This is a genomic window from Bradyrhizobium sp. YR681 (assembly GCF_000282615.1).
Lineage (GTDB): Bacteria > Pseudomonadota > Alphaproteobacteria > Rhizobiales > Xanthobacteraceae > Bradyrhizobium.
Genome location: NZ_AKIY01000070.1, coordinates 1 through 13,832 on the forward strand (window position 1 = coordinate 1; position 13,832 = coordinate 13,832).

General features: G+C 67.2%; 10 protein-coding genes. 4 read left to right on the top strand and 6 right to left on the bottom strand.

What is annotated here, in order from left to right:
- Positions 1-2,910: Rne/Rng family ribonuclease (locus tag PMI42_RS08645; protein ID WP_008132637.1), on the top strand; the 2,910-nt coding region annotated here is incomplete at its 5' end.
- Between the two features lie 67 nt (positions 2,911-2,977).
- Here PMI42_RS08645 and PMI42_RS08650 read toward each other — a convergent pair.
- Positions 2,978-3,658, bottom strand: a complete 681-nt coding sequence (locus tag PMI42_RS08650) for a helix-turn-helix domain-containing protein (protein WP_008132638.1) — start codon at positions 3,656-3,658, stop codon at positions 2,978-2,980.
- A gap of 210 nt (positions 3,659-3,868) precedes the next feature.
- Here PMI42_RS08650 and PMI42_RS08655 point away from each other — a divergent pair, with 210 nt between their 5' ends.
- The gene (locus PMI42_RS08655) at positions 3,869-5,365 is read left to right on the top strand and encodes an amidase (RefSeq protein WP_008132639.1); all 1,497 of its coding nucleotides are present in this window, start codon (positions 3,869-3,871) and stop codon (positions 5,363-5,365) included.
- 27 nt (positions 5,366-5,392) lie between these two features.
- Positions 5,393-6,625 carry an NAD(P)/FAD-dependent oxidoreductase gene (locus PMI42_RS08660; RefSeq protein WP_008132640.1) on the top strand — a complete coding sequence of 411 codons (1,233 nt, stop codon included), beginning with the start codon at positions 5,393-5,395 and terminating at the stop codon, positions 6,623-6,625.
- Here PMI42_RS08660 and PMI42_RS08665 read toward each other — a convergent pair.
- Positions 6,622-8,718, bottom strand: a complete 2,097-nt coding sequence (locus PMI42_RS08665; protein ID WP_008132641.1) for a tetratricopeptide repeat protein — start codon at positions 8,716-8,718, stop codon at positions 6,622-6,624. The two genes, PMI42_RS08660 and PMI42_RS08665, sit on opposite strands and share 4 nt — an antisense overlap.
- Before the next feature lie 49 nt (positions 8,719-8,767).
- A complete protein-coding gene (locus PMI42_RS08670; protein ID WP_008132642.1) occupies positions 8,768-9,604 on the bottom strand; it encodes a helix-turn-helix transcriptional regulator in 837 nt (278 codons plus the stop codon).
- Positions 9,605-9,696: 92 nt separating this feature from the next.
- On the opposite strand from PMI42_RS08670, the gene PMI42_RS08675 reads away from it, so the two are divergent.
- A complete protein-coding gene (locus PMI42_RS08675) occupies positions 9,697-10,581 on the top strand; it encodes an SDR family oxidoreductase (RefSeq protein WP_008132643.1) in 885 nt (294 codons plus the stop codon).
- A gap of 33 nt (positions 10,582-10,614) precedes the next feature.
- Here PMI42_RS08675 and PMI42_RS08680 read toward each other — a convergent pair whose 3' ends face one another.
- The 3 genes from PMI42_RS08680 to PMI42_RS08690 form a co-directional block, all read right to left on the bottom strand.
- Positions 10,615-11,949 carry a dicarboxylate/amino acid:cation symporter gene (locus PMI42_RS08680; protein ID WP_008132645.1) on the bottom strand — a complete coding sequence of 445 codons (1,335 nt, stop codon included), beginning with the start codon at positions 11,947-11,949 and terminating at the stop codon, positions 10,615-10,617.
- Between the two features lie 83 nt (positions 11,950-12,032).
- Positions 12,033-12,590 carry a biotin transporter BioY gene (locus PMI42_RS08685; protein WP_008132647.1) on the bottom strand — a complete coding sequence of 186 codons (558 nt, stop codon included), beginning with the start codon at positions 12,588-12,590 and terminating at the stop codon, positions 12,033-12,035.
- 90 nt (positions 12,591-12,680) lie between these two features.
- A partial coding sequence (locus tag PMI42_RS08690; RefSeq protein ID WP_008132649.1) for a pyridoxal phosphate-dependent aminotransferase occupies positions 12,681-13,832 on the bottom strand: 1,152 nt, incomplete at its 5' end.

Sequence of the window (13,832 nt, forward strand, 5' to 3'; positions counted from 1 at the left end):
GGCACCCGCCACGGCTTCCTCGCCTTCAGCGAAATCCACCCCGATTATTACCAGATCCCGGTCGCTGACCGGCAGGCGCTGATCGAGGCCGAGGAACAGGCCCATCGCGAAGCCGAGGAAGAGAGCGAGAACCGCTCCCACGGCCGCCGCCGCTCGCGTCACCGCAATTCGCGCCGCCGCAGCCAGGGCGAGCGCGTCCGCAGCGACGTCGTCGAAGGTCTGGACGCCGGTGCCCAGCCGGTCGAGGGCGCGGCGCAGCCGGAGCACAGCGAGGGCGCTCCGCACGAGGGCGAGCATCTGCACGCCGATGCCGAGCATCACGGCGAGCACGACGGTCATGATCATCACGAGCATGATCATCATGACCATGATCACGGCGATCACGGGCATGACGACCATCACCACGCCCATGACGGCGATCAACATCACGACCATGATGACCATGGCCATGTTGGCGAGCACCATCATCACGAGCATGATCATGCCGACGAGACGCCCGCGCCGGTCGCAGCCGTCGGTGCCGAGCCTGCGGTCCCGACCGAGGCCGCTGCCGAACCGCAGGACGCGCCAACCTCCGAAGCGCACGCTGAGGCTCTCGCCGAAGCCGTGACATCAGCCGCCGAACCGGCCGACGCCGTGTACGCGGCCGGTGAAAGCAGCGAGGCTCCTCATCAGGAGTCCGACGAGGAGGAAGACGACGAAGACGAGGACGGCGAAGAAGCCGAAGAGGAACACGTCGAATCCGTCGGCGGCGATGACGTCATGGAGGAAGTGCCGGAGCGCACCTTCCGCCCGCGCCGCCAGTACAAGATCCAGGAAGTCATCAAGCGCCGCCAGGTCATGCTGGTGCAGGTGGTCAAGGAAGAGCGCGGCAACAAGGGCGCGGCGCTGACGACCTACCTCTCGCTCGCCGGCCGTTACGCCGTGCTGATGCCCAACACCGCGCGCGGCGGCGGCATCAGCCGCAAGATCACCAGCGCGCAGGATCGTTCGCGCCTCAAGGAAGTGGTGCAGGATCTCGACGTGCCCGAGGGCATGGGCATCATCCTGCGCACCGCGGGCGCCGCCCGCACCAAGCCGGAGATCAAGCGCGACTTCGAATATCTGATCCGGATGTGGGAGACGGTGCGCGACCTCACGCTGAAGTCGCAGGCCCCGACCCTCGTCTACGAGGAAGGCTCGCTGATCAAGCGCTCCCTGCGCGACCTCTACAACAAGGAGATCGACGAGATCTCGGTTGCAGGTGAATCCGGCTACCGCGAAGCGCGCGACTTCATGAAGATGCTGATGCCCGCCAATGTCAGCGCGGTGAAGCAGTATCGCGACGGCCAGCCGCTGTTCTCGCGCATGGGCGTCGAGAGCCAGCTGGACGCGATGTTCTCGCCCACCGTGCAACTGCGCTCCGGCGGCTACATCGTCATCAACCAGACCGAGGCGCTGGTCTCGATCGACGTCAACTCAGGACGATCGACCCGCGAGCACCACATCGAGGATACCGCGCTCAAGACCAATCTGGAGGCGGCCGAAGAGGTCGCCCGCCAGCTTCGCCTGCGCGACCTCGCCGGCCTGATTGTCATCGACTTCATCGACATGGACGAGAAGCGCAACAACCGCGCGGTCGAGCGCAAGCTGTCCGATTGCCTCAGGCAGGATCGCGCCCGCATCCAGGTCGGACGCATCTCGCATTTCGGCCTGCTCGAGATGTCGCGCCAGCGCATCCGCGCCAGCGTGCTTGAGAGTTCGACCGATCCCTGCCCGCATTGCGGCGGCACCGGCCATGTCCGCTCGGTGTCTTCGGTTGCGCTTCAGTTGCTGCGCGGCCTCGAAGAGATCCTGATGAAGGGCGCGACCCACAATCTCGTGGTCCGCACCCGCACCGACGTCGCGCTCTACGTGCTGAACCACAAGCGCGGCCATCTGCGTGACCTCGAGAACGGCTTCAAGGTCACGCTCGCGGTCATCGCCGACCCCAGCGTCAGCGGCCCGCAGGCCTATCTGATCGATCGCGGCGAGCAGGTGCACACGCTCGAAGCCGCCAAGGCGCTGCTCGTGGCGCAGGCGGCTGCGAGCCCGCCGCCTCAGGCCGAAGAGGTCTACGACGACGAGGAGTTTGATCCGGAGTTCGAATCCGAGGTCGAGACCGAGGAGACCGAAGGTCTCACCGAGGAGCAGGCTGCCGGTGAGGCGGCCCCCGACCAGGACGGCCAGCGCCGCAAGCGCCGCCGCCGTCGGCGCGGCCGCGGTGGCCAGCGCGACGGTGAGATTCGCGAGGATGGCGCCCCCGCTCTTCCCGAGGCAGCCGTGGCCGCCGGCGAAGGCGACGAGGATGCCGAGTCCGAGCAGGATGGCGAGGAAGGCGAGGAACAGGCTGCCCGTGGTGGCGAGCAGCAGGGCGGCGCCGAGCGCCGACGCCGGCGTGGTCGCAGGGGCGGACGTCGTCGTCGTGGCGGCAACGAGGAAGGTCTCGCCGGCTCCATCGGCGACGAACTCGCGGCCAATGCGCCGTCGGAAGCGACCGAAGCGGTGGCCGATTTCGACAGCGCCAGCGACGAGGCGGCGCCCTCGATCGCCCAGGCCGAGCACACCCCGGAGCCGCCAATGGCGCAGCCTGAGCCGCGCGCCGAGGTGCAGGTCGCGGCACCGGTGCAGCCGGAGCCCGCGCCTGCTTCTGCCGCAGCGGACGAAGAGCCCGCCGACGACAAGGCCGCGCGACGCCGCTCCACGGTCCGCGAAAAGGTGAGCTTCCTGTCGAGCAGCGCCAGCGAGCCTGCCACACCGGTTGCGCAGACGGCCGCACCGGTCGCTCCGCCCGCGCCGGCCCCCGAACCCGCGCCGGAAGCGGCAACCGAAACGCCATCCGCCCCGCGTCGCGCCGGCTGGTGGTCCCGCCGCTTCGGCGGCGGCGAGTAAGCCGGACACAGAATCAAAAACGCCCGGCCAAGCCGGGCGTTTTTCGTTTCAGGGTTCGCTGAAGCAACTAGGACGGCAGTTCGTCATCACCGAGAGGCGCCACATCGCGCGCGGCAATCTGGCGGAGCTGGTCGTAGAGATCGGGCGCTTCGCTGGTGCAGAGACAGACGCCGGTCGCGGACGGTGCCTCGCCGGCGTTGAGGTAGGCATGGCCCATGGTGCTGTCGAGATAGATGCCGTCGCCCACGCCGAGGATCTCCGGCGCGTAGAACTCGGTGTGGACGGCAACGCGTCCGCTCGTCACCAGAAAATACTCCTCGCCGCCGTGGCGCAGCAGCGGGCCGAATTCTTCCAGCGAGCGCGCGCGCACCTCGGCCACGATCGGCACCATGCCTTTGCCGATCAGATCGGTGCATTGATAGGTGTAGGTGTAGAATTTCGTATTGATCACCTGCCCCTGCCCGGCGCGGCTGATGCTCCGCCGCGCGGTGACCGGCCTGCCTTTCGCGGGCACAGCGACCGCCGGATTGAACAACTCGGCGATCTCCATCTTCAGGCCCGCGGTGAGTTGGACCAGCTTGTCGTAGGTCAGCGACATCAGGCCGTTCTCGACCTTGGACAGGGTCGACAGCGCCATCCCCGTTCGCTCCGCCACCTGCTTGAGCGTCAGGCCACGCGCCTGACGGGCGGCCTTGAGGCATTGCCCCAGCTGGGAGTTGGCTCCTTCGGGCGTGGTGATCTCGTTCATGCCGCAAATCCTAGCACGACAGCAGGAAAATTGTTGACCTATCGGTCTAATCTTTTCAACCGAGGTTGGCCTTGGGCAGCTCGTCTGGTGGCCTGTTCGGCACTCAAAGTCACGATTTTTGCATGAAATGCCCGGCCTGGCGAATATTAGTGCGTTGTGTCTACTTTCCGATATGCTAAATCGTTTTCATAATCTGAAAGGGGTTGGGCATTGTCCGAACTGTGCGATACCAGTGCTGTCGAGCTGCGCCGCCTGCTGACGACCAAGGCCATTTCGCCTGTCGAGCTGCTCGACGCCTGCCTGTCGCGCATCGCCACCGTCAATCCCGCCGTGAACGCCGTCGTGACGCTGGACGTATCGGGCGCGCGCGCCGCCGCGAAGGCGGCTGAAGCAACCATTCTGCGCGGCGAGGATCGCGGCGCGCTGCACGGGCTTCCCGTCCTGATCAAGGACACCCAGGACACCGCCGGGATGCGCTCCACCTATGGCAGCCCGATCCTGCGTGACAACGTCCCGGCCGCCGACCAGGGCTCGGTCGCGCGCCTGCGCGCCGCAGGCGCCATCATCTTCGGCAAGACCAACACGCCGGAATGGGCGGCGGGTGGTAACACCCGCAACCCCGTGTTCGGCGCGACCGGCAATCCCTTCGATCCCATGCGATCGGCGGCCGGCTCCTCCGGCGGCTCGGCTGTCGCACTCGCCTGCGGCATGGCCTCGCTCGCCTCGGGCTCGGACACCGGCGGCTCCTTGCGCAATCCGGCCGGCTTCTCCGGCATCGTCGGCATGCGCCCCTCCTATGGTCTCGTGCCCAGCGAGAAGCGCATCTTCGGCTGGTCGAACCTGTCCACCGATGGTCCGATGGCGCGCAACGTCGCTGACGCCGCGTTGATGCTGTCGGCGATGGCGAGCGACGATAGCCGCGATCCGCTCGCCTACACCCTGCCCGGCGAACCGGTGCGCGCGCGTGCCGAGCGCTGGGCGAATCCACGCCCCGCGGAGCTCGGCAGACTGCGTCTCGCCTTCACCGAGGATTTCGGCTTCGCACCGACCGAGCAGGCGATCCGCCGTGTATTCCGCCATCGCGTGAGCAAGCTCGCGCCGCTGTTCGCCGACAGCCGCGAGGCGACGCCCGACTGCACCGGCGCTGACGATGCCTTTGCCGTGCTGCGCGCCGGCATGTTCCTGGCGACGCATGGCAAGAACTACAAGGAGCGGCCGCAGATGCTCGGCCCCAACGTTCGCGCCAATGTCGAGGAAGGCCTCGGCTATTCGCTCGAGGACCAGGCCCGCGCCTCGACCACGCAGACGCGGATCTATCGCGCCTACCAGAGCTTCTTCGACAAGCACGACGTGCTGATCAGCCCGACCATCACGCTGAGCCCGCGGCCCTGGTCGGAGCTCTATCCCGCCGAGATCGACGGCGTGCCGACCAAATCCTATTTCCACTGGCTCGCGCTCGCTTACGCCGTGACGCTTCCCGGCCACCCCGCGATCAGCATTCCCCTCGGCCTCGACGAAGCCGGCCTGCCGTTCGGTCTCCAGATCGTCGGTCCGCGCGGCGGCGATGCCCTCGTGCTGTCGGTCGCCGCGAGCATCGAGGCCGCGTTCGCGAATGATGCGCAATTGTGCCGGCCGGTGCCCGACCTCGCACGGCTTGCCGCTGCGCCGCCGCTGTCGGCCGCGCCCGATTTTCTCACCTGGGAATGACCCGGGCCTGACAGGAGAATTCTGCCGATGCAAAGCGCAATCATTCTCGGCGGCGGCATGGTTGGCGTCGGCGCAGCACTGCATTTGCAGCGGCGCGGCTGGGCCGTCACGCTCGTCGACCGCAGGGAGCCGGGCCGCGAGACCAGCTACGGCAATGCCGGCATGATCCAGGCCGAAGCGGTGCGCCCCTATCCGATGCCGCGCGACCTCGCCACACTGGTGAAGATCGCGACCGGCCGCACCAACGATGTGCGCTACAGCCTGTCGTCGCTGCATCGTCATATCGAGCCCCTGCTCCGCTATTGGTGGCATTCGGCGCCGAAGCGGCATCGCGAGGCGATCGTCGGCTGGGCGCGCCTGATCGCCTACGCGACGCCGGAGCACGACATCCTCATTCGCGAAGCCCACGCCGACAATCTGATCCGCCGCGCCGGCTATCGGGCGGTGTATCGCGACGCCGCCGCCCTGGAGCACTCGATCAAGGACGCGGAACAGGACCAGCGCGAGTTCGGCGTGAATTATCGCGTGCTGTCAGGCAGCGAGCTGGCAAAAGCCGAGCCGATCCTGCGCGACAATCTTCCCGGCGCGATCCATTGGCTCGATACCTGGACCGTGTCCGATCCCGGTGCGCTGGTGACCGCCTATGCCGAGCTGTTCCAGCGCCTCGGCGGCACCATCGTGCTCGGCGATGCGCAGTCGCTGCAGCAGACCGCAACCGGCTGGTCAGTCGACACCGACCAGGGGCGCATCGATGCCGCGCATGCCGTCGTGACGCTCGGACCGTGGTCGCCCGATCTGTTGTACAAGTTCGGCTATCGCATCCCGCTGGTGCGCAAGCGCGGCTATCACATGCATTACAGCGGCGGCGCCTCGCTTGATCTGCCCATGGTCGACAAAGGCAATGGCTACGCCATGGGCCCGATGGCCAAGGGCATCCGCATCACCACCGGCGCCGAGCTGACGGGCCCCGATGCGCTCGCGACGCCGATCCAGCTCGCCAGTGCCGAGGCCTCCGCGCGCGAGCTGATCGATCTCGGCCAGCGCGCCGAGCCCGATCCGTGGTTCGGCACCCGCCCCTGCACGCCCGACATGCTCCCGGTGCTCGGCCGTGCCCCGCGCCACCCCGGCCTCTGGATGAACTTTGGCCACGGCCACCAGGGCTTTACGCTGGGGCCCGCGACGGGACGCCTGCTCGCCGAGATGATGAACGGCGAGACGCCGTCGATCGATCCGACGCCGTACCGGCCGGAGCGGTTCTAACCCTCCGCGCTCACGGCGAGCACCGCGAGCGCAGCCGACAGCCGCATCAGCGGATCGTCCCATTCGCGCGGGCTGCGCTGGCGGAACAGGCGCATGGTTGGATACCATGGGCTGTCCTCGCGGTCGCGCAGCCAGCGCCAGTCGAGCGCGTAAGGCGTCAGCATCCACACCGGGCGTCCCAGCGCGCCGGCAAGATGCGCAACCGACGTGTCGACGGCGATGACGAGATCGAGCGCCGCGACCGCCGCCGCCGTGTCGGTGAAATCACCGAGTGTGGGGGCAAGGTCGATGATGTCCTTGCCAAGCGCCGCGAGCACCTCGCCATCCCCGGGGCGCGGCTCCTTTTGCAGGCTGTAGAGCTGCACGCCCGGCATCACCAGGCGCGGCAGCACCGCCTCGGCCCGCAGCGAGCGCTGGCGGTCGCCCTTGTGCCCGGCATTGCCGGCCCAGACCACGCCGACCTTCAGCGCCGCCACACCCGCGAGCGCCGCCCTCCATCGGGCAAGCTTCGCCGCGTCGGGATGCAGATACGGAATGTCGGCCGGAATGCTGTTGGGCGTGGTGCCGAACACGCGGGGCAGGCTCATCAGCGGCAGTTGCAGGTCGAACGGCGGCAGCACTTCGCCGCGCGGGATCACGGTGACATCGGGGAGCTGCCGCACCAGCGAGGCGAGCGCGGGCTGAACCTGGAGGATGATCCTGCCGCCCTTCGCCACCACCATCGGCAGATAGCGCACGAAATGCAGGGCATCGCCCAGCCCGTATTCGGCGAACAGCAGCAGGGTGCAGCCGTTCAGGTTCTCACCCTGCCATTCCGGCTCGGTGAATGAAGGATCGCCGTCCGACAACGACCTGCATTTGCGCCGCCAGCGATAGGCTTCGAAGCCGTCAACGAACTCGCCGTTCATCAGCAGGAAATGCGCGTGATTGTATTGCGCCAGCGGCTGCTCCGGATCGAGCGCGATGGCGCGATGCGAGACCGCAAGTGCCTCGTCGATCTCGCCGGCATTGCGCAAGCTGACCGCGAGATTGGCGTGGCCCTTGGCATAGTCGGGGTCGGCCACCACGGCGCAGCGATGCGCGGCCACCGCCTCCTCGGCGCGCTCCTGCTTTTCGAAGATGATGCCGAGATTGGTCCAGGCCGGCGCATGATCGGGCTTGAGCAGCAGCGCATGCTCGCAGGCGGCAATCGCCTCGTCGAGCGCGCCGAGCTCGGAGAGACAGGCGCCGAGATTGCTGGCGATCACATGATCGGATGCGTCAAGCGCAAAGCTGCGCTTGTAGACCTCGGCCGCTTCCCGCAGCTGACCGGCCTCGTGCAGGACGAGGCCAAGCAGGCGCAGCGCCGGTGCGTTGTCCGGCGCGAGCGAGATGGCGCGGCGGTACTGGACGATGGCGCCATCGAGCAAGCCTTGCCGGTAGAGCGCGGCGCCGAGATTGCAGAGCAGCCCGGGATCGTCAGGGTCGACCTCGAGCGCACGGCGATACGCCGCTTCCGCCTCGCCATGCCGGCTCTGGTCCACAAGGAGATTGCCGAGATTGAGCCAGACGCCGCGATAGGCCGGCTCCCGCGCGATGACAGCGCGATAGGCCGCTTCGGCCTCGGCAAGCCGCCCCTGCTCCGCGAGCACGATCGCAAGGTTGAAGCAGGCCCGCGTCAGATGCGCATCGAGCGCCAGCGCGCGGCGGTAGGCGGCCTCCGCTTCGTCGAAACGCGACAGCTCGCCGAGCGCCACGCCGAGCTTGTTGTGCAGGCCGGCGTCATCGGGCCGCCGCACTAGCGCGCGCTTGAACGCAGCCACGGCGCCTTCCTGCTCGCCCTTCACCGCGAGCGCATCGCCGAGCGTGACGAGGGCCGGCGCGTGCTCGGGATCGACGGTGAAGATGCGGCCGAGCAATGCGGCGCCGTCGGCCGCGCGGTCGGTGACGAAGGCAGCGACGGCAGCCAGGTGCAACGCCGGAACGTGATCCGGATCAGCCTTCAAAACCTCCGCGCAGAGCGCATCCGCCTCGTCCGGACGCCCCGCCGCAAAGTGTTCCGCCGCCTGCGCCACAATCGGATTTACAGCCGCATTGCCCACGATACCACCCACCCCTTCGAGGTCCGAGATGCGGGTTAAACGCGCGAGGTCGCAAATTCCGTCAGTCGATGCGCGCAGCGAGCAGATTCTTGATGCGCTCGGCATCCTCCGGCGTCGCCGGGTTGTAGACGATCATGCTGAGGTCGGAGCGGCCCTCGACATTGAAGCTCGAATATTCGAACGACATGGTGCCGTGAACGGGGTGCCTGAGCCGCTTGGTGCCGTCGCCATGATGGCGCACGTCGTTGTCGCGCCAGAGCGCCGCGAATTCCGGGCTGGTGCGGCAGAGCTCCTCGACGAAATCGGCGACATGCGAGACGGCACCGGCACGCGCGGCATCCGCCCTGAACGCCGCCACCACGAAACGCGCCACGCTGTCCCAGTCATATTGCGCGGCGCGCACGCGCGGATCGCAGAAGATGAAGCGCAGGATGTTGCGCTTGTCCGGCGGGATCGCGCCGTAGTCCGTCAGCACGACGGTTGCGGCGCGATTCCAGGCGACGACGTCCCAGGTCGCGGTCCGCACCAGCGCCGGGCTGAAGGCGAGCGCGTCGAGCACGCGCTGGAGCCGCGGTGAGACGCCCTCGGTCGCGTGGTAGCGCACCTCGGGCGGACGGCCGAGGCCGATCAGGAACAGATGCTCGCGCTCGACGTCGGTCAGCATCAGGGCGCGAGCGATGCGGTCGAGCACGTCGGCCGATGGCGCCCCGCCGCGGCCCTGCTCCAGCCATGTGTACCAGGTCGGGCTGATATTGGCGCGCTGGGCCACCTCCTCGCGCCGCAGGCCGGGCGTGCGCCTGCGGCTGCCGGCAAAGCCGAATGCGGCAGCGTCCAGACGCGTGCGGCGATCCTTCAGATAGGTCCCGAGCATGTTGTCGGCTGTCGCGGTCTCGCTCATCCTGTTAGCTATTATACCCCGATAATGTCACTACTTTACCTGGATAATCCTAGCGCAGATGGTCGTCTCCACCAACCCCCAGGAGATATCTCATGCGTGTATTCGTCACCGGTGCCACCGGCTTCGTCGGCTCCGCCGTCGTTCGCGACCTGATCGCGGCCGGCCATCGCGTCACTGGTCTGGCCCGGACTGATGAAGCAGCAACCGCCGTCACGGCGCTCGGCGCCGAGGTCCATCGCGGCTCTCTGGAGGATAACGCCTCCCTGCGCAGGGGCGCGGCCACCTCCGACGGCGTGCTGCATCTCGCCTTCAACCACGATTTTTCGAAGTTCGCCGACAATTGCGAGCTCGACCGGCGCGCCATCCTCGCGCTCGGCGAGGAGCTGAAGGGCTCTGCACGTCCGCTCATCGTCACCTCAGGCGTGGCGCTGCTCGCGCCGGGACGGCTGGCGACAGAGGACGACGCCGCGGCCCGCCACTTTCCGCGCGTCTCGGAAGCCACTGCCGAAGACCTCATGCAGCAAGGCGTCCGCGCCGGCATCGTGCGGCTGCCGCCCACGACCCATGGCGAAGGCGATCACGGTTTTGTCCCGCGCCTGATCGCGATCGCGCGCGAGAAAGGCGCTGCCGCCTATATCGGCGACGGCATGAATCGCTGGCCGGCCGCGCACCGCCTCGATGCTGCGCGCGTTTACCGCCTCGCGCTTGAGCAAGGCGCCGCCGCGGGGCGCTATCACGCGATTGCCGAGGAAGGCGTGCCGTTCAAGGCGATCGCCGAGGTGATCGGCAAACGGCTCGGCCTGCCCGTGATGTCCAAAACGGCCGACGAGGCCGAGACCCATTTCGGCTGGTTCGCGCGGTTTGCGGCGGTCGACGTTGCGACCTCGAGCGCGAAGACCCGCGCTGCGCTCGGCTGGGAGCCGAAAGAAAAAGGGCTGATCGAGGATCTCGACCAGCCCTACTACTTCAAGGTCTGACGGCGCACCGCGCCGCCACAGGCAGCTTGCAGATCAGTCCGTCGTGATCGCGGTTTCCATGTCCGTCGGGTCGATCCGCTTGGCGAGGTTGGCGTTCAGCTTGTCGCGATCGAGCTCGCCTTCCCACCAGGCGACGATCACGCAGGCCACGCCGTTGCCGCACAGATTGGTCAGCGCGCGGCACTCGCTCATGAACTTGTCGATGCCGAGCACGATAGCCATGCCCGGCACGAGGCGTGGGTCGACCACCGCCAGCGTCGCCGCCAGCGTGATGAAGCCGGCGCCGGTGATGCCGGAGGCGCCCTTCGAGGTCAGCATCGCCACGACCAGGATCGTGAGCTGCTGGCTGAAGGACAGATCGTAGCCGAGCGCCTGGGCGATGAAGAGCGTCGCCAGCGTCATGTAGATGTTGGTGCCGTCGAGATTGAACGAGTAACCCGTGGGCACCACGAGGCCGACCACCGATTTGGAGCAGCCGAGCCGCTCCAGCTTTTCCATCAGGGAGGGCAGCGCGCTTTCCGACGACGAGGTGCCGAGCACGATCAGGAGCTCGTCCTTGATGTAGGCCAGGAACTTGAAGATCGAGAACCCCGCCATACGCGCGATGACGCCGAGCACGACGAACACGAACAGCGCCGCGGTGACGTAGAAGGTCGCAATCAACCCGACCAGATTGAGGATCGCGCCGGTGCCGAACTTGCCGATGGTGTAGGCCATGGCGCCGAACGCACCGATCGGCGCTGCGCGCATCACGATGGAGATGACGCCGAACACCGCGTGCGCGGCATCGTCGATGAACGAGCGGATGGTGTGGCCGCGCTCGCCGAGGCTCATGATCGCGAAGCCGAACAGCACCGAGAACAGCAGCACCTGGAGGATCTCGCCTTGCGCGAAGGCGCCGACCACGGTGTCCGGAATGATGTGCAGCACGAAGTCGACGGACTTCTGGCCGGCGGCCTGCTTGGCGTAATTCGCAACGGCCGCCTCGTTGGCCGCCGCATTGCCGAAGCCTGCGCCCGGCTTCACCAGATTGCCGATGATGAGACCGATCACCAGGGCGAAGGTCGAGACGACCTCGAAATAGACCAGCGCCTTGACGCCGATGCGGCCCACCTTCTTGGCGTCCTGGATGTGGGCGATGCCGGAGACGACGGTGCAGAAGATGATCGGGGCGATCACCATCTTGATCAGCTTGATGAAGCCGTCGCCGAGCGCCTTGATCCATTCGTTGGTGGCGACCGTCGGCCAGAGCCAGCCGACGATGGCGCCGAGCACGATGGCAATCAGCACCTGAACGTAGAGAACCTTGTACCACGGCTTGGCTGCGGCCGGCGCTGCCGGCGCCGCCGCCATCGTTGTCGTCGTCATTGTTTCACTCCCCCTCAAACTCAGAGCCAGCCAAGATCAACTTGGCCGGCCCTGTCAATTGGAACTGCTCGGAATGGCGCGCCTTACCCGCGGCGATCGATGATCCGGCGGGCCGCCGGCATCAGCGTCGCGCCCAGCGCGTTCTTGACCAGGGACGCCGCGATGAACGGCGCAAGGCCAACCTGCCAGGCCTTGGTCATGCCAAGGCCGATGCCGAAGGCCAGCCAGCCGAACCCGGCGGCCAGAATGACGATGTGGCCGAGGGCCATCGCAGCAAACAGCAGCACGACGCTACGATCCCAGCCGCGCTCGGCGAGCCATCCGGTGACGAAGGCAGCCAGCACGAAACCGAACAGATAGCCGGCGGTCGGACCGACCAGCGGCGCAATCCCGCCGACCGGGCCGGCGAACACCGGCAGGCCGAGCGCACCTTCGGCGAGGTAGGCGATCATGGTTGCGCTGCCAAGGCGCCAGCCATAGGCAGCGCCGATCATCAGCACCACCAGCGTCTGCAAGGTCATGGGCACGTAAGGCAGCGGCAGGTTCACCTTGGCTGACAGCGCCATCAAAGCCGTGCCGATCGCAATCAGCACGACGGCGCGCAGTGCACCCACGGTTTCGCCCGGCCGGGTCGGCCACATCAATGCGGCGAGAGGAGAATGCGGTGCAGCAGCGGACGGGATGGAACGGTCAGACAAATTGAACTCCGGAAGGCTGGTCAAAGCTGGCGGCTATTTAAGCCAGTGAGCGATCCGGTCAACTGCCTCCCGCATTTCCGCTGCCGACCGTGCATAGGAGAATCGTATGAACGAGCGGCCATGGACGGGATCGAAATCGACGCCCGGCGTTGCCGCGACATGGGCCTGTTCCAGCATCTGCTTGGCGAACTCGAAACTGTCGGAGGTGAAGTCCGAGACATCGGCGTACAGATAGAAGGCGCCATCAGCGGGCAGAAACTTGCTGAGGCCCGCCCTGGGCAATCCCTCGATCAGAATGCGCCGGTTTTCCTGATAGCCGTGCTTGATCTCCTCCATCTCGGCCGCGCCATCGAAGGCAGCCTCGGCCGCGATCTGCGACAGCGACGGCACCGAGATCGAGAGGTTCTGCTGGAGCCGCTCGATCGGCCGCACCAGCACATCGGGCACGACCATCCAGCCGACGCGCCAGCCCGTCATGCAGAAATATTTCGAGAACGAGTTGATCACGAGTGCGTGGTCGGACAGCGCCGCCGCCGTCACCGCCGGAAACGCATAATCGAGTCCGTGATAGATCTCGTCCGAGATGAAGCGGATGCCGGCATCTTCCGCAGCCGCGATGAGGCCGGCGAGCGCTTCGCGGGACATCATCGTCCCCGTCGGATTGGCGGGACTGCCGACCAGCACGCCCTTGAGCGGCGCCTTGCGATGGGCGGCCAGCAGCGCCTCGCCGGTCAGCGCGTGGCGCGTGTCGTTCGTGGTCTCGATCAGCACCGGCTCGCAGCCGAGCGCGGTGAGGATATGGCGGTACGGCGGATAGCCCGGCACCGTCACGGCGACGCGGTCGCCAGGCTCGAACATCGCCAGGAAAGCCAAAATGAACCCGCCGGAGGAGCCCGTGGTCACCACGATCCGTTCGGGGCTGACGTCGCAGCCATAGGCATCGCGGTAGTGCCGGGCGATCCGCTCGCGCAGGCTCGGGATACCGAGCGCGGAGGTATAGTCGATCCGGCCCGCCTCGAGCGCCGCATGGGCAGCGGCAATCGCGGTCCTCGGCGCCCCGGCCGCGGGCTGGCCGACCTCCATATGGATGACATGGCCGCCGGCCGCCTCGATTCGGGCCGCCGCGGCCATCACGTCCATCACCATGAACGGGGGAACATCACTGCGGCGGGAGGGCTCGAGCCA

Bases quoted from the DNA above. Each gene is read 5' to 3' on its own strand.
- PMI42_RS08675 (WP_008132643.1), top strand. From the start codon at position 9,697: ATGCGTGTATTCGTCACCGGTGCCACCGGCTTCGTCGGCTCCGCCGTC.
- PMI42_RS08685 (WP_008132647.1), bottom strand. From the start codon at position 12,590: ATGTGGCCGACCCGGCCGGGCGAAACCGTGGGTGCACTGCGCGCCGTC.
- PMI42_RS08650 (WP_008132638.1), bottom strand. From the start codon at position 3,658: ATGAACGAGATCACCACGCCCGAAGGAGCCAACTCCCAGCTGGGGCAA.
- PMI42_RS08660 (WP_008132640.1), top strand. From the start codon at position 5,393: ATGCAAAGCGCAATCATTCTCGGCGGCGGCATGGTTGGCGTCGGCGCA.
- PMI42_RS08680 (WP_008132645.1), bottom strand. From the start codon at position 11,949: ATGACGACGACAACGATGGCGGCGGCGCCGGCAGCGCCGGCCGCAGCC.
- PMI42_RS08670 (WP_008132642.1), bottom strand. From the start codon at position 9,604: ATGAGCGAGACCGCGACAGCCGACAACATGCTCGGGACCTATCTGAAG.